The 14,939-nt window shown below is 64.8% G+C and carries 13 protein-coding genes; 6 read left to right on the top strand and 7 right to left on the bottom strand.

Annotation, left to right across the window (positions count from 1 at the left end; genetic code table 11):
• Nucleotides 1-175: 175 nt before the first annotated feature.
• A complete protein-coding gene (locus ACIGJE_RS34970; RefSeq protein WP_311944779.1) occupies nt 176-538 on the bottom strand; it encodes a hypothetical protein in 363 nt (120 codons plus the stop codon).
• 100 nt (nt 539-638) lie between these two features.
• Here ACIGJE_RS34970 and ACIGJE_RS34965 point away from each other — a divergent pair, with 100 nt between their 5' ends.
• From ACIGJE_RS34965 to ACIGJE_RS34950, 4 genes are all read left to right on the top strand, one after another.
• Entirely contained in the window at nt 639-1,103 is a 465-nt protein-coding gene (locus tag ACIGJE_RS34965) for a MarR family winged helix-turn-helix transcriptional regulator (RefSeq protein WP_311944780.1), read from the top strand.
• Nucleotides 1,096-2,280, top strand: a complete 1,185-nt coding sequence (locus ACIGJE_RS34960) for an HlyD family secretion protein (RefSeq protein WP_415083116.1) — start codon at nt 1,096-1,098, stop codon at nt 2,278-2,280. The genes ACIGJE_RS34965 and ACIGJE_RS34960 overlap by 8 nt, the downstream gene beginning before the upstream one ends.
• Before the next feature lie 96 nt (nt 2,281-2,376).
• Nucleotides 2,377-3,951: a DHA2 family efflux MFS transporter permease subunit gene (locus ACIGJE_RS34955; RefSeq protein ID WP_311944782.1), complete on the top strand. Its 1,575-nt coding sequence runs from the start codon at nt 2,377-2,379 to the stop codon at nt 3,949-3,951.
• Between the two features lie 113 nt (nt 3,952-4,064).
• Entirely contained in the window at nt 4,065-4,817 is a 753-nt protein-coding gene (locus ACIGJE_RS34950) for a helix-turn-helix transcriptional regulator (RefSeq protein ID WP_311944783.1), read from the top strand.
• Between the two features lie 20 nt (nt 4,818-4,837).
• Here ACIGJE_RS34950 and ACIGJE_RS34945 read toward each other — a convergent pair whose 3' ends face one another.
• From ACIGJE_RS34945 to ACIGJE_RS34935, 3 genes are all read right to left on the bottom strand, one after another.
• Nucleotides 4,838-5,941 (bottom strand): polyamine ABC transporter substrate-binding protein, encoded by a 1,104-nt coding sequence (locus ACIGJE_RS34945; protein ID WP_415083112.1) that lies wholly within the window; start codon nt 5,939-5,941, stop codon nt 4,838-4,840.
• A 107-nt stretch (nt 5,942-6,048) separates the two neighbouring features.
• Nucleotides 6,049-7,155, bottom strand: coding sequence for an agmatine deiminase (aguA, locus tag ACIGJE_RS34940; protein WP_415083110.1), 1,107 nt, complete (start codon nt 7,153-7,155; stop codon nt 6,049-6,051).
• A gap of 137 nt (nt 7,156-7,292) precedes the next feature.
• The gene (locus ACIGJE_RS34935) at nt 7,293-8,621 is read right to left on the bottom strand and encodes a glycoside hydrolase family 15 protein (protein ID WP_483681298.1); all 1,329 of its coding nucleotides are present in this window, start codon (nt 8,619-8,621) and stop codon (nt 7,293-7,295) included.
• Nucleotides 8,622-8,888: 267 nt separating this feature from the next.
• On the opposite strand from ACIGJE_RS34935, the gene ACIGJE_RS34930 reads away from it, so the two are divergent.
• Entirely contained in the window at nt 8,889-11,018 is a 2,130-nt protein-coding gene (locus ACIGJE_RS34930; protein ID WP_483681780.1) for a glycoside hydrolase family 3 N-terminal domain-containing protein, read from the top strand.
• Nucleotides 11,019-11,071: 53 nt separating this feature from the next.
• On the opposite strand, the gene ACIGJE_RS34925 is transcribed toward ACIGJE_RS34930, so the two are convergent.
• Together ACIGJE_RS34925 and ACIGJE_RS34920 are read right to left on the bottom strand one after the other, a co-directional pair.
• On the bottom strand, nt 11,072-12,220 hold the full coding sequence (locus tag ACIGJE_RS34925; protein WP_415083106.1) for an alpha-hydroxy acid oxidase: 1,149 nt from the start codon (nt 12,218-12,220) through the stop codon (nt 11,072-11,074).
• A gap of 134 nt (nt 12,221-12,354) precedes the next feature.
• The gene (locus ACIGJE_RS34920) at nt 12,355-12,798 is read right to left on the bottom strand and encodes an RES family NAD+ phosphorylase (RefSeq protein ID WP_415083104.1); all 444 of its coding nucleotides are present in this window, start codon (nt 12,796-12,798) and stop codon (nt 12,355-12,357) included.
• A 177-nt stretch (nt 12,799-12,975) separates the two neighbouring features.
• On the opposite strand from ACIGJE_RS34920, the gene ACIGJE_RS34915 reads away from it, so the two are divergent.
• Nucleotides 12,976-13,377 (top strand): DoxX family protein, encoded by a 402-nt coding sequence (locus ACIGJE_RS34915; protein WP_415083102.1) that lies wholly within the window; start codon nt 12,976-12,978, stop codon nt 13,375-13,377.
• Nucleotides 13,378-13,390: 13 nt separating this feature from the next.
• On the opposite strand, the gene opgC is transcribed toward ACIGJE_RS34915, so the two are convergent.
• Nucleotides 13,391-14,887: an OpgC domain-containing protein gene (gene opgC, locus ACIGJE_RS34910; RefSeq protein WP_367625027.1), complete on the bottom strand. Its 1,497-nt coding sequence runs from the start codon at nt 14,885-14,887 to the stop codon at nt 13,391-13,393.
• Between the last annotated feature and the right edge of the window lie 52 nt (nt 14,888-14,939).

Below are 14,939 nucleotides of genomic sequence, written 5' to 3'. Positions count from 1 at the left end.
GGCTGTTTTGGGGCGTTGTAGCGGCAATAGAGAGGCTGGCCGCCGAAAGCGGACCGTGACGGTCATCCCGAGCTTCATCGAAAACGACTCCTGGCTCCGTCCGACGATACTCGCCAAACCCTTGATTTGGTGTCGAAAATCGTTGGGTTTTGAAGCCCCGGATGCGAGACTGGTCTTAATTCTGGTCCTGGCAGAGGATGATCGGTGACGCCAGGGCGGCGACATAGCCGGCCCCCTGATAGACCTGGGCGTTGTTGGCGCCCGGCGGCAGCAGGAAGGAACCGCTCACCACCTGCGGGACGTTACCGACCTGCAAGAGGCTCCAGCTGAAATTGCACAGCTGCGCCGGCTTGGTCGGTGCTAGGTGGGAGCAATTGAGCAGTGCAGCCCCCAGCATGGCGGCGCCGCCGCAACTGACGAAGCGCGGCGCGGCGACCGCAGGTTGCGTGCCAAGCGCCAGCCCGAACCAGGCCGCACACAGCAAGCCGGCCCCCGTCAGGACCGAACCCCGATCAAATCTCGCGTGATCAGCAGCCATTTTGCGGTCCGCACCATCTGGGCGATTGCATTTGAGGCATCCTTGTTATAATCATGGATAAAGATAAGCAAGCTTATAATTAGAACGGCATGTTCTAGATATGCTCAACCAGCCCACTCTCGGCTTCATCCTGCATGACGTCGCCCGCCTGATGCGGAAGCGCTTCGAGCAGCGCGCCGGTGATATCGGCTTGACGCGTTCGCAATGGCAGGCGCTCGCCTTCCTCTCGCGCAGCGAGGGGATCCATCAGAGCGGGCTGGCCGAACTGCTCGAAATCGAACCGATCACCCTGGTGCGCATTCTCGACAAGCTCGAAGCGCGCGGGCTGATCGAACGGCGCCAGCATGCGAGCGACCGTCGGGTCTGGCTGCTCTTCCTGACGCCGGCCGCCCATCCCATTCTCGCCGAGATGCGCGTTCTCGGCGACCGGACGCGGGCGGAGGCCCTGGCATCCATCCCGGACGAAGACCGCGTGAAACTACTCGACACCCTGACGCAGATGAAGGCCAACCTTCTCGAAGCCTGCCGCCAGCCGGTCGACGACAAGGAGGCAAAACATGGCTGATGGCAGCAACCAGGCCCAGAAACTCGAAAACCCCATCGAGATCGAGCGGCTTTCCGACGACAAGGCCGGTCAGGACGCGGTCACGCCGCAGCCGGCCAGGATGCGCAAGCGCTCGCTGACCCGCCCCCTGCTCTTTGCCCTGCTCCCCGTCGCCCTCGTTGCCGGCGGCTATTTCTATGTCACCGGCGGGCAGGTGATGGAGACGGACAACGCCTATGTGCAGGCGGCGATGGTCGGCATATCCACCGATGTCGCCGGCACGGTGGTGGAAATCGACGTCGTCGAGAACCAGACCGTCAAGAAGGGAGACGTGCTCTATCGCATCCGTCCCGGCAGCTACCGCACGGCCCTTGAAGGGGCGGAAGCGCAGCTCGGCACCGTGCGCAACCAGGTTCTGACCCTGCAGGCGAGTTACGCCCAGGCCGAAGCCCAGATCGAACAGGCCAAGGCGGACATTCCCTATTACGAGGCCCAGTTCAAGCGCCAGCAGGACCTGCAATCCTCCAGCGCCGCCTCCAAGCAGAGCTTCGACCAGGCCAAGCATGATCTCGATGCGGCGCGCCAGAAGGTCATCGTGGCCCAGGCCAATGCCCAGGCCATGCTGGCCCAGCTCGGCGGCGACGCCTCCCTGCCGGTGGAAAAGAACCCCTTCTACCTCCAGGCCCAATCGGCCGTCGACAATGCCAAGCGCGACCTCGGCGACACCGTGGTGCGGGCGCCCTTCGACGGCATCGTCACCAATGTCGATACCCTGCAGCGCGGCGCCTATCTCAACGCCTCCCAGCGCGCTTTCAACCTGGTCTCCACCACCAATATCTGGGTGGACGCGACCCCGAAGGAAACCGAGCTCACCTATGTCAAACCCGGCCAGCCGGTTGAGATTTCGGTCGACACCTATCCGGGCGTGACCTGGACCGGCAAGGTCGAGACCATCAGCCCGGCCTCCGCCTCGAGCTTCTCCCTGCTTCCGGCGCAGAACAGCTCGGGCAATTGGGTGAAGGTGGTCCAGCGCATTCCCATGCGCATCAGCATCGATCCCGCGCCCGACAAGCCGAACCTGCGGGTCGGCATGAGCGCGGTGGTCGGTGTCGATACCGGCCATGCCCGCGGCCTGCCCAGCTTCGTGACGAGCTGGTTCGGACAAGACAAGCCCCAAGGCAACCACCAGGCCGGCTGACGCCGTCGCCGTCGCGCTCCCGTGCGCCGGCCCGCTTTTTGAGCACCTGATTATTTCATCACCTATAGTCCCAGATCGTTGCGAACGAGGCCTGCCATGAGCGCATCCGCCACCGCGAGCGCCGGCCAAATCTCCAGCCCCGCCCTGCCCGCCCCCAAGGTCGCCAATCGCGGCGCCATCACCGCCTGCGTCATCCTGGCGGTGATCATGCAGGCGCTGGACACCACCATCGCCAATATCGCGCTGCCCCATATCCAGGGCAGCGTCGCCGCCAGCCAGGACCAGATCAACTGGGTGCTGACCTCCTATATCGTGGCGGCGGCGATCATGACCCCGCCTTCGGGCTTCCTGGCCGCGCGTTTCGGCCGCAAGCGCCTGCTGCTGGTCTCCATCATCGGCTTCGTGGTCGCCTCCATGCTGTGCGGCATGGCGCAATCCCTGGTGCAGATCGTCGGCTTTCGCCTGATGCAGGGCGTGTTCGGTGCCGCCTTGGTGCCGCTGGCCCAGGCGATCATGCTCGACATCTACACGCCCGAGGAACGCGGCGGGGCCATGGCCGTATTCGGGGTCGCCGTGATGGTCGGGCCGGTGCTTGGTCCCGTCATCGGCGGCTGGCTCACCGACCACATTTCCTGGCGCTGGATCTTCTACATCAACCTGCCGATCGGCCTCGTCGCCATGCTCGGCGTGATGGCCTTCGTCACCGAGACCCGCAGCAGCACGGCCGTGAAGCTCGACTGGCTTGGTTTCGGCATGCTCTCCATCGCCATCGGCGCGCTGCAGGTCTTCCTCGACCGGGGCGAGCAGCTCGACTGGTTCTCCTCCGGCGAGATCCAGCTCGAGGCGCTGATCTGCGCCGCCGCCTTCTACATCTTCCTGGTCCATACCTTCACGGGCAAGGATACCTTCGTGAAGCCGCGCCTGTTCGTGGACCGCAACTTCGCCGTCGGCGTGGTGCTGATATCAGCAGTCGGCCTGACCTATTACGCTGCTATGGCGCTGATGACGCCCTATCTGCAATCGCTGATGGGCTATCCGGTGGTGACCGCCGGCCTGGTAATGGGGCCGCGCGGCATCGGCACCATGGTCTGCATGTTCATCGTCGGCCGCATGGTCGGAAAGCTCGACACCCGCCTGCTCCTGCTGATCGGCTTCGGCCTGACGGCCTGGTCGCTCTACGACATGACCGGCTGGACCCCCGACATCTCGCAATGGCAGATCATCGTCACCGGCTTCGTGCAGGGGGCGGGCCTCGGCTTCCTGTTCGTGCCGCTGACCACGGTGACCTTCCAGACCCTCGATGCCAGCCTGCGCGGCGACGGCACCGGCCTCTACAACCTGTCGCGCAACATCGGCTCCAGCGTCGGCATCTCCATGACCTCGGCCCTGCTGATCGAGAGCACCCAGGCCAACCACGCCGATCTCGTCACCCACATCACGCCCTACAACCAGGCCCTGCAGGACATGACCCGGGCCAAGCTCATCGACCCGCTGAGCGCAGCGGGCCAGACCATGCTCGACGGCATGGTCGGCCAGCAGGCGACCATCATCGCCTATATCAATGATTTCAAGCTGATGATGCTGCTGACACTCGCTGCGATGCCGCTGGTCTTCTTCCTGCGAAAGGCCGCCAAGCCCCCGGAAATGGACCACAGCATGGCGATGGAGTGAGGGTCTGGCGGTTCGTTTGAGGGTGAAAGCACCGATTTGAGCCTCCCGGACTTTATGCCATGTTGTTCGAAAGCGGTGTCTGCCGCGCTCGAACAACATGCGATGGCCGTCCCATGGAACCAGGGCTCCCTTTGTCCCGCTTTGCGCAGTGGAATCGCGGCCTTGCCGAGGCGTTCGCCGCAACGTCCCCGGCGCAACTGGCGGAACGCTTTGCACCGAGCGCCCGCAACCTCCTGGCAGCGGACAGCTGCCATGTCGGCCTCTATCTGCGGGAAGGCGCCTGCGTCACCATCGACGGCGGGCGGCCCGATCGCTGGAACCGCCAATATGACGGGGGCCTCTTTCGCCAGGATCCCTTCTTCCAGAAATTCGCCGCCACGCGGCAGGATTTCCTGCTGCCCCTGTCCAGCTTCGACACCTTCCATTTCGAGAAGACGCCCTATTATCGGGACTTCTACCAGCCGTCGCAGACCATCGACGAAATCACCGGCGTGTTCAATCTTTCACCCGGCACCGCCGGCTACGTGACCTTCTTCCGCCATCGGGGAAGCCCCGGCTTCATCCATGCCGACCTCGTCCTCGCCGAAGGGGCCGGCGACGCCATCCGGCTGGTGCTGGAACGGCTGTGGCGACTGTGGCAGACGGGCCGCCAGGCTGGCCGTATCGGCGGCAAGACCGGGCTGAGCGCCCGGGAACGGCAGATCCTGGACCTCATGCTGGAGGGTGGCTGCGCCAAATCCATCGCCCGCAGGCTCGCCATATCGCCCGGCACCGTGCGCAACCACATCAAGAGCATCTATGCCAAGCTGGGCGTGCACTCCCAGGTCGAATTGCTCGCCGGCGGACGCGACGGGCGCTCGCTCTGAGGCGTCTTCTCACGGCAGGCTCACTGCCCCGTCAGGATCCGCGTCCAGGCCCTGGTCTGGCGGCGGAGGACCGCCACGTCGGAATTGGTCACCACGAACAGCCGTGCCTTCACGTCGTCCGGCGGATAGATGCCGGGGTCCTTGGCAATCGCCTCGGTGAGCAAAGGCCGCGCCGCCGGCACCGCATTGGCATAGGATATGAAATTGGAATTGGCCGCCGCGATGTCCGGCCGCAGATTGAAGTCGATCCAGCGCATGGCATTGTCGGGATGCGGCGCGTCCTTGGGCACGGCCATGGTGTCGAAATTCACCAGCGTGCCCTCCCGCGGGATGGCGTAGGCCACCTCGACCGGCTTGGCTGCCGCCGCTCCACGCGTCTTGGCCTGGAGGATGTCGCCCGACCAGCCCAGCGCCAGGCAGATGTCGCCATTGGCCAGATCGTTGATGTAGCGCGAGGAATGGAAATAGCGAATGGAGGGCCGCACCTTCTTCAGCAGGGCTTCGGCCTTGGCGAGATCGCCTGGGGCGGTCGAATGCGGATCGAGCTTGAGATAGGCCAGCGCCATGGGGATCACCTCGGTCGGCGCATCGATCATCGCAACGCCGCAATCGGCGAAGCGTTGGACGATCACCGGATCGAAGATCATGGCGAAGGAATCGACGGGCGCATCCGGCATGCGGCGCTTGATGGCCTCGACATTGTAACCGATGCCATCGGTCACGCCCATGTAAGGCATGGCGTGCTGGTTGCCGGGGTCTGCCTGAGCAATCAGGGCCAGCACCTGAGGGTCGACCTTGGCGGCATTGGGCATGGCATCGCGCCGCAAGGGCTGCAGGGTCTCGGCCTTGACCTGGTTCCTGAGGAAGGGAAAGGCGGAAGGATACACCACGTCGTAGCCGGAGCGGCCCGCCAGCAGCTTGGTCTCCAGCATCTCGTTGCCGTCGTAATTGTCGTAGACGACCTTGATTCCGGTCTCCTTCTGGAATTTCTCCACCGTGTCGGGCGCGATGTAGTCCGTCCAATTGTAGACATTGACGGTCTTCTCGTCCTCGGCCCGGACTGGAGCCAGGCCGATAAGGGCGAGACATATGACAAGGACGACCGAACGAAGCAGGGAGCGCATGCGAACCTCCTTTGCAGCCGATGGAGCGTTTCCGGTCCGCTCAGACCAGGAAGGTCCCATCTCGTTGAGATCATGAGGAGAATTATCCAAGCAGACCGAAGCCCGCTCTAACCGCGACGCCCGGCATAGACGGGCAGCGTGATGCAGGCGACATTGCCGCCGCCGAGCAGGATCTCGCGGGAATTCTCTATGCCGACGATGGCATGGCCGGGGAAAAGCCCGGCCAGGACGGCTTTGGCGGGACGATCCAGGGCACAGCCGAATTCGGGCACCACCACCACGCTGTTGCCGGGATAGTAGTTGATGTAGCTCGCCGCGATGCGGTTGCCCACCGGCCGCGCCCAGGTCAATTCGACCTGGTCCACCCCCTCGCTTTCCTCGGCCGTGGTCTCGATCGGCAGGGGATGGGGCAGCTTGTGCACTTTCAGCGCCCTGCCTTGGGCATCGCGCGCCGAGCGCAGCACGTCCTCGGCCTCGCGCACGATCTCATATTGCGGATCGTCCTTCTCGTCGGTCCAGCTCAACACCACCTCGCCCGGGCGCACGAAGCAGCAGATGTCGTCGACATGACCATCGGTCTCGTCGAAGGCGAAGCCCCGAGGCAACCAGACGATGGTGTCGATGCCGAGATAGTCGGCGAGTTGCTGCTCAACCGCTGCAAGGCCGAGATGGCCATTGCGGTTGGCATTGAGCAGGCATTGCGCGGTGGTGATCAGCGTGCCCTGCCCGTCGCATTGCAGGCCGCCACCCTCGGCGATCAGGGTGGAGCGATAGCGGTGCATCCCCTCCATTTCGAGGATCTTGTGGGCAAGCTGGTCGTCGAGGTCCCAGGGAAAATACAGCCCGCCATTCAGCCCGCCATAGGCGTTGAAGGTCCAGTCGACACCGCGCACCTCGCCGTGGTCGTTGACGACGAAATTGGGGCCGCTGTCGCGCAACCAGGAATCATTGCTCGACATTTCGACGAGCCGCACCGTGTCGGGCAGGCAGGCCCGGGCATGACGCCACTGCCGCGCCGAGACGATCACCGTGACCGGCTCGCTGGCGGCGATCGCGGTGGCGACGCGGGCGAACAGCTTCTGCGCAGGCTTGGCCCCCAGCCGCCAGGTGTCGGGCCGTTCGGGCCAGATCAACCAGCAACCGGCTTTCGGCTCGAACTCGCCGGGCGCGCGGAAACCATCCTGCCGCGGCGTGGTGGTGAGCGTCTTCGACAAGGCCTTCCCCTCTGATCCGGTACCGCCTCAGCGGCTTGCCGGCCATCGTAGGAGCCTTGTCGGCGCCGACGCCATGTCCCATTTGGGATAGAGCGTTTCGCAGGGAAGTCGCCGAAATCGTGCTTATGCCGGGCGGCTTACCCCGCCTTTCGCCGCGCCTCCACCGCCGTGATGAAACCGGCATAGCTCCAGGCCAGATGCTTGGCCGAGGTGTGTTCGCCGGTCGCCTGGTCGAACTGCTCGGACATTTCGCCGTCATCGGGCGTGAAGGCACGGATGGTCTCGAGATAGGCGTCGCCCCGCGCCTTGAGGCGATCGGCAGCGGCAGGGTCCGCCGCACGCAGGGCCGCCGCGCGCAGATAGCAGAATTCTGCCGCCGCCTGCGTCGAGAAGTAATAGGCCCCGCCGGAGTAATATTCGTCGCCCCGGTAGCGGCCAAGCGCAATGCCGCGTCCCTCGGGCCGGCCCCGGTTGATCGCATAGTCCTCTTCGAAGATCTCATCGAGGCGATCCAGCGTCGCTTCCATCCTGATATCGTGCGGCGAATGGGTGGGCAGGGCGCCGGCGGCATGGATCGCGGCGAGGATGACGGCGATGTCGAGATCCTTCGGCGTTGGCTTGCCGTCCTCGGTCAGGCGGGAGCGGTAGAACTCCTCCTCCGGCTGCCAGAAATGATGGAGGCGGCCCTGGATCTCCGCGGCATCCGCCCGGGCGCGCTGGGCGGTCGCGGCATCGCCCTGCGCCGCCAACCAGGAGGCCCCTTCCTCCAGCGCCGCCGCCTCGATGCGCAGCGTATAGTAGTGATGCGCCTTTTCCTCCTCCCAGATGTCGTAGCTCGGCTCGCGCCAATGGGCGAGGACGAAACGGATGTCCTGGTCCAGCAGGGTCGCGACGGCATCGTCGTGCCTGACACCGAAGGATCGGCCGGAGGCCCAGCGCAGCACGGTCAGCACACGGGCCGCGATGCCGTCATATTGCGGCCGGTTCCAGCGCGAGATGTCGAGGGATCCATCCGGGTTGACCCGCGTTTCTCCACGCACCACCGCGCTGGCCAGATCCGCATCCTCGCGCACGAATTGCCGATAGTCCTCGGCGACCTTGACGCGCCAACCCGGCTCCGCGACCAGATCGGCGCCCCTGAGAGCGTTGAGCGACAGGCTGAAATCGACGAAATCGCAGAAATGCGCCGCTGCCATATCGCCGTCCAGCCAGCGGGGATCGATCTGCCGGAGGGCATCGATCACCACGGCCGAGTCGCGGTACCAGTGAAAGAAATAGTCGGGGTCCGGATCGTAGGAGGCCGGTACGGGCGATGCCACCACCGAACCTCTTTTCGGCGTGATGGTCTGGCCGAAACCCGGCCGCTCCTTCACCGTGGCCGTGGCGGAGATCGCAAGCTGCATGTTCCTGACGGCAATGGGATATTGCTGTTCGATCCAGCGATCCAGATCCGTGATCACGCTCATCTGCCCTCTCCGATTCCCAGAGCAAAACACGTTAGCGGGAAACGTCGTTCTTGCTCTAACTCTTTGTTCCCGGCCAATTCAACGGATTGGCCACAGCGCCCTTGCGGTTCCTGGCGATTCCGCCAAACCGCACGATGTTCCGGCGATGCTAACCAAGGCGGGGGTTGAACAGAAGCCGCGAGGCGTTAAGCAAGGAAGAGAGGCTGATTTGCACATCGGCCCCGCCGATCCGGCGATCGGCGAAAGCCTGCCGAACGAGGAGTTATGATGAGCCGCATCGAGACCCTGTTGTCCAAGATGACGCTGCGAGAAAAACTCGGCCAGCTCAATATGGTTGCCTCGGGCTATGCGGTGACCGGCCCCCTGCTCGGCGGGGACTCGCCCGACGCCATCCGCTCCGGCGATATCGGCAATCTGCTCAACATGGTCGGCGTCGATCACGTCAACGAGGTCCAGCGCATCGCCGTGGAGGAATCGCGCCTCGGCATTCCGCTGCTGCTCGGCTTCGACGTCATCCACGGCCACAAGACGGCCTTCCCGGTGCCGCTGGCGGAAGCCGCCATGTTCGATCGGGCTGCCTGGGCCCGCACGGCGCGCATCGCGGCCGTGGAAGCCTGGAACGACGGCCTTGCCTTGACCTTCGCGCCGATGATCGATGTCTCCAGGGACCTGCGCTGGGGCCGCATCGTCGAAAGCGCGGGCGAGGATTCCTGGCTCAACGCCGAAATGGCGATTGCCAAGGTCAAGGGGTTCCAGGGCTCGGATCTGTCGGCCATTGGCTCGATCGCCGCCACCGCCAAGCATTTCTGTGCCTATGGCGCGCCGGTCGCCGGGCGTGAATATGCCTCGGTCGATATTTCGGATCGGGCTCTGCACGAGATCTATCTGCCGCCCTTCGAGGCTGCCGTCAAAGCCGGGGTGGCCGCGATCATGCCCGCCTTCAACAGCCTGGCCGGCATGCCGATGACGGCGCATGAGCCGCTGCTCAAGGGCTGGCTGCGCGACAAGCTCGGCTTCGACGGCGTCATCATCAGCGACTACAATGCGGTGGCCGAGCTGCTGAACCATGGTGTCGCGGGCGACCTCGCCGAGGCGGCAGCCCTCTCCCTGCGGGCCGGCGTCGACATCGACATGGTGTCCAACGCCTATCGCAAACATCTGCCGGAGGCCCTGTCGCGTGGCCTCGTCACCATGGCGGAGATCGACGCCTGCGTCAGGCGCGTCCTCGCCCTCAAGGAACGGCTCGGCCTGTTCGACCAGCCCTATCGGCGCGGTACGGCGCCCCTGGCCGCCATGGCCGGCAACATCGACCATCATGAGGTCGCGCGCGACGCGGCGCGCAAATCCTGCGTCCTGCTCACCAATTACAACGAGGCCCTGCCGCTCACGCGTACCGAGCGAATCGCTCTGATCGGTCCGCTCGCCGACGCCCAGGCCGACATGCGCGGTCCCTGGGGCGGCGCCTCGGTGGCCGAGGACAGCGTCACGCTGCGTACCAGCCTCGGCAAGGTCGCTACCGTCGTGGCACAGGCCGAGGGCGTGAAGATCAACTCGGACGACACCTCCGGCATCGCCACTGCGGTGGAAGCGGCGCGCGTTGCCGACACCGTGGTGCTCTGCCTGGGCGAGACGGCACCGATGAGCGGGGAAGCCGCCAGCCGCGCCCATCCGGAATTGCCGGGCAAGCAGCGCGAGCTCGCCGAGGCGATCCTGGCGCTCGGCAAGAAGGTGGTCGTCGTGCTCTTCGCCGGCCGGCCGCTGACCTTGCCCTGGCTGTTCCACAAGGCATCGGCCGTGCTGATGGCCTGGTGGCCCGGCGAACAGGCCGGCCCCGCCATCGGCGATCTCCTGATGGGGCAGGAATCGCCTTCCGGCCGCCTGCCGGTGAGCTGGCCCGATGCAGTCGGGCAGGCCCCCCTCTACTACGAGCAATATCCGACGGGCCGCCCCTTCAACCCGAACGACCACTACACCTCCAAATATATCGACGCCCCCAATGCGCCGGCCTTCCCTTTCGGCCATGGCCTCACCTATGGCGCCTTCAGCCTGTCGGGCCTGAAGGTGAGCAAGGCCGTGTTCGGCCCCGACGACACCATCGAGATCAGCGCCACTGTAACCAACACCGGCAAGCGCGCGGCCCAGGAAACCGTGTTCCTGTTCACGCATGATCTGGTGGCGAGCCTGTCCCGGCCCCTGCTGGAACTGAGGGGCTTTGCCAGGATCAGCCTCGATCCCGGCCAGAGCGGCACCGTCACCATCGCGCTGGCGGCGAGGGATCTCGCCTTCCCCGGCAGGGACCTGCAGCCGGTGTTGGAAGCTGGCGACTTCGAGATCAAGCTGGGTTCGAGCGCCAGGCGCAGTCAGCTCCTCAACACCAGGGTGACGCTCAAGCTGTGAGACGCCCCATCGCGGATCGCGCTTGCCGGACCGGGCGCGGGCCGGGAACCGTTTCAAGAACGCAGGCGAATGTTCTGGCGCGTGAGTTGGGCGACGGACGTGCAGCCCATCAGCTTCATGCCTCGCTCGATCTCGATCCGCATCAGCTCCAGGGCGCGCTCGACGGCGGGCTGCCCGCCTGCGGCAAGCGGGAATAGGTAATACCGGCCCAACCCGACAGCCTTGGCCCCCAAAGAGAGCGCCTTGAGGACATGCGTCCCGCGCTGGACACCGCCATCCATCATGACGTCGATCCGGTCTCCCACCGCATCGACGATCTCCGCCAGCTGGTCGAAGGCGCTGCGCGAGCCGTCGAGCTGGCGGCCGCCATGATTGGAAAGCACGATCGAACTGCAGCCGATTTCCGCCGCACGCCGTGCATCCTCGGCCGACATGATCCCCTTCAGGCAGAACGGTCCGTCCCAAAGCCGCACCATCTCCGCCACCTCGTGCCACGACATAGAGGGGTCGAGCATCTCGGTGAAATAGCGGCTGATCGACAGCGCCCCGCCGTCGAGCTTGAGGTGTTCCTGCAACTGAGGCAGCTGGAAGCGTTCATGGGTGAGATAGTTGATCGCCCAGGCCGGCTTGATCGCGAACTGGGCCATGCCGGCGAGCGTGAGCCTGAAGGGAATGGCAAATCCCGTGCGCTTGTCGCGCTCCCGATTGCCGCCGGTGATACTGTCGACGGTCAGCATCATCGCCTGCACGCCGGCGCTCTTGGCGCGCGCCATCATATCGTGGTTCAGGCCCCGATCCCTGTGGAAATAGAACTGGTAGACTTGCGGACCGCCGCTGATCCGCCGCGCCTCCTCCAGGCTGACGGTGCCGAGCGAGGACACCCCGAACATCGTGCCGTATTTTCCCGCCGCCGCCGCGACGGCCCGCTCGCCCTGGTGGTGGAAGAGGCGCTGCAGCGCGGTCGGCGAACAATAGACCGGCATGGCCAGCTTCTGGCCCATCACCGTGACCGACATGTCGACTTCCGCCACTCCGCGAAGCACGTTCGGAACCAGGTCGCAGGCCTCGAAGGCAGCGGTATTGCGCCGATAGGTCACCTCGTCATCAGCACCGCCGTCGATATAGTCGAAGATCGGCCCCGGCAGTCGCTGCCTGGCCATGCGACGGAAATCGTGAAAATTGTGGCACTGCCCGAGGCGCATCTGGTTGCTCTACCGGTTCGATCCGGGCGTACTCTACGGCATGGTTCGCAATATTGCCCAGGCGCCGCGTTGCAACCGGATGCACGAGGCTGAGGACGACAGGTGCGCCATCCAGCCACGGACGTTCATCGATCCTAGCCCGGCATGGGAGGCAGGCTGAGGCACTGCTCGAAACTGAACGGGCGCACCGTCAAGGGTGCGATCGAGCCCGCCTTGGGATGTCTCGGATTCATCAGGATGAGCCTGGCTTCCGGCAGCACGGCGGAGGGCACGGCTGCGAGCAGGGAGCGGTTCGAGGACAGCCATGCATCCCCCCTCGCCCGCTTCTCGACCGGATCCGGCGTGAAGGGAATGTCCTCCGGTTCTTCCTCAGTCTCGGTCCAGCCCAGCAAATAGTCCTGATCGATTCCCTCCAGATCCCGCGGCAAGTAACGCAGGACGATAAGGACGGAGAGGGCCGCTTCCGAGGCGAAATTGACGACCGGCCGGCCCGGCGACGTCCAGCGGGCGCCATGGCGCTCCGCGCCGCTGCCGTCGAGAGCCAGGAAGGAGCGTCGCGCCAATCGCCATAACCGCATATCCGTCCCGCTTCCCTCATCGCCTGCAACAGGTCGGCGCCGAGAGATACTCCGGCAGCAGCCTTTTACAACGGGAAAAGCGAACGATCTTGCGCGGGTCCTGTCGGCCCCACGTGCAGACGAACGTCCTTGTGGCAACGGGCGGACAACCCGTTCCGCCAACACGGAGACGAAGCCATGCCGAACGAAACCGCCTCCATCTCCAGGGGTGCCTATTGGACGGGCATCGTGCTCAGCACCCTGGTGGTGGTCTTCCTCCTCTTCGACGGTGCCATCAAGCTGATGCCCCTGCAGGTGGTTATCGACACCATGCAGGGCCTGGGCTATCCGCCCGAGCATGCCCGCACCATTGGCGTGATCACCCTCGCCGCCACGGTGCTCTACGCCATTCCGCGCAGCTCGATCCTGGGAGCGGTGCTGCTCACCGGCCTGCTGGGCGGCGCCATCGCCACCAATCTCAGGGCGGGCACGCCGGTCTTCAGCCACCTTCTCTTCGGTGTCTATCTCGGGGCGCTGATGTGGGGCGGCCTCTATCTGCGCGATGTCAGGGTCCGGGCCATCCTGCCCCTGCTGCGCTGAGGTGGGGGCTGGTTCAGCCCCGCACCATCACCGGGCCGCCGGCCGCCTTCTCGGCCTCGCTGAACTTGGCGGCGGCGCACAGGAAGGCGATGCCGCCGCAGACCAGAGCGATCTGGATCCACAGCGCATCATGGCCCGTCATCAGCACCACCTGGCCGGCTCCGGCCAGCAGCGAGAGCAGGAAGAACACCAGCAGGCTGTGGCGACCGAGCATGATCAGCGGCTGCATCACCCGCAGCGACGCCAGCTTGGGCGAGATGCCCAGTCCATAGATGAAGGCGGCCATGCCCAGGAAGTGCACGAGGCGGCCAAGGCCGAGATTGGTCTTGTCGAGGTCGAGCCAGCCATAAACAGCCTCACGCACGCCGAAGGACAGGCCGAAGCCGTTGGTGACGACGAAGGCACCCGCGAAGACGATCAGGCCGCCAAGGGCGAACAGCGGCTTGGAGATGGCGAGCCGCCCCTGCTGCAGCAGCAGGCCGACGGCGATACCGATCGCCATCATGAACTGCCAGGTGAAGGGGTTGAAGAACCAGCCGCCGGCGATCGGCCAGGACGGCAGGTTCCAGCCATAGTGGCGGGCCAAACCGTAGAGCAGTGCCGACGCGGCCAGCATCACACCGATATGCAGCCGCGCCAGATAGAACAGAGCGGGCACCAGGGCGATCAGGGCGATATAGAGCGGCAGGATGTTGAAATAGCCGATCTGATGGCCGAGCGAGAGCGTGCCGAGCAGGAAGGTGCCGGCATCCTGGATGTAGAGATCACGTCCATGCATCGCCATGAGATCGGGCATCCGCCAATGCAGGGCACCTGCCGCGAAGATGGCGATGCCGGCCAGCGTCATCAGGACATGCACGCCATAGAGCTTCAGGGCGCGCTTGCCGAGCGCCAGCGAGACATCGACTTCCTTGCCGGCATTGAACTTGCGGCCATAGGCAAGCGCCATGGCGACACCGGACATGAAGACGAAGGCTTCGGCCGAATCGGACAGACCGAAATTGCGCGAAGTGATGACCTCAAAGAGGTTGCCGGGCATGTGGTTGATGAAGATCGTGCACAGCACGAAGCCGCGCCACATGTCGACGGAGATGGCGCGCTGATTGGGCCTCACCGCCGGGCTGGCGGCAACCGGCTTCGGAGGGTTTTGCCGACGATCGGCAACATAGTCGATCAACAGGCGCACCGCCTCGCAAGCGCCGAAGATCAGGATCGCCGTAAGGGCAAACAAGGCCAGCGCCGGAAGCTGGGCGGGCGCCAGCCACAGCGTATAGAAGGGCTGGATGAACAGGAACGTGACGACGGTGGCCGTCAGCAGGATGGCAAACAGGCCAATGCCGAAGCCGAACAGAACTTCCGCAAGCACGACCGCCGGCAAGAAGACAAAGTATGAATAGCTGTGCCAGCCCAGGTAGGCCTGCAGAAAATAGCAGGGCACGAACAAAAGCGCCGTAAGCAGATAGGGGCGCATCGGCCGTGCCAGCTGCAAGAAGCTGAATTGATTGTTCATAATACGCGCCTTCCACTTCCATCACTGCTGTCGCCGCGGCGCGCTTGAATTG

The sequence above is a fragment of the Labrys sp. E2SS-1L genome (genome assembly GCF_057073705.1).
This window is presented reverse-complemented; position numbering and strand designations above follow the sequence as displayed.

Coding starts and splice junctions, on each gene's coding strand:
- ACIGJE_RS34935 (WP_483681298.1), bottom strand. CDS start 8,621: ATGAGCGTGATCACGGATCTGGATCGCTGGATCGAACAGCAATATCCC.
- ACIGJE_RS34950 (WP_311944783.1), top strand. CDS start 4,065: ATGGAACCAGGGCTCCCTTTGTCCCGCTTTGCGCAGTGGAATCGCGGC.
- opgC (WP_367625027.1), bottom strand. CDS start 14,887: ATGAACAATCAATTCAGCTTCTTGCAGCTGGCACGGCCGATGCGCCCC.
- ACIGJE_RS34955 (WP_311944782.1), top strand. CDS start 2,377: ATGAGCGCATCCGCCACCGCGAGCGCCGGCCAAATCTCCAGCCCCGCC.
- ACIGJE_RS34965 (WP_311944780.1), top strand. CDS start 639: ATGCTCAACCAGCCCACTCTCGGCTTCATCCTGCATGACGTCGCCCGC.
- ACIGJE_RS34915 (WP_415083102.1), top strand. CDS start 12,976: ATGCCGAACGAAACCGCCTCCATCTCCAGGGGTGCCTATTGGACGGGC.
- ACIGJE_RS34970 (WP_311944779.1), bottom strand. CDS start 538: ATGGCTGCTGATCACGCGAGATTTGATCGGGGTTCGGTCCTGACGGGG.
- ACIGJE_RS34925 (WP_415083106.1), bottom strand. CDS start 12,220: ATGCGCCTCGGGCAGTGCCACAATTTTCACGATTTCCGTCGCATGGCC.
- ACIGJE_RS34960 (WP_415083116.1), top strand. CDS start 1,096: ATGGCTGATGGCAGCAACCAGGCCCAGAAACTCGAAAACCCCATCGAG.
- ACIGJE_RS34920 (WP_415083104.1), bottom strand. CDS start 12,798: ATGCGGTTATGGCGATTGGCGCGACGCTCCTTCCTGGCTCTCGACGGC.
- ACIGJE_RS34945 (WP_415083112.1), bottom strand. CDS start 5,941: ATGCGCTCCCTGCTTCGTTCGGTCGTCCTTGTCATATGTCTCGCCCTT.
- ACIGJE_RS34930 (WP_483681780.1), top strand. CDS start 8,889: ATGAGCCGCATCGAGACCCTGTTGTCCAAGATGACGCTGCGAGAAAAA.